We start from the raw sequence: 242 nt of genomic DNA, 5'->3' as shown, positions 1-242 counted from the left end.
ACTATTACCGTAAACTACGTGTCCGGTGTTCCCGGACTCGGCAAGACCCGTGCTGCAATCGACTTCATGCGCCGACACATCGAAGGCGGCCTAGCTGGAAAAGATGTTGGCTATCTATTTTACGTTGCGCCTACCGTTGACTTGCTAAATCAGACGATCAAAAATTTGAAGGCGTTGCTCGATCCAGCGCTGCACGTGATGATACGCGCCGAGTACTCGATCGAGGGTGAACAGTATAACAA

General features: G+C 50.8%; 1 protein-coding gene. It reads left to right on the top strand.

Annotated elements, in window-relative coordinates:
- Positions 1-242: DEAD/DEAH box helicase family protein (locus AC1RPU_RS08485; RefSeq protein ID WP_481769730.1), on the top strand; the 242-nt coding region annotated here is incomplete at both ends.

This window comes from Dellaglioa sp. CoH-55-MRSF-7, assembly GCF_056782235.1.
The sequence above is the reverse complement of the archived record's forward strand: the minus strand, read 5'-3'. Positions and strand labels throughout refer to the sequence as shown.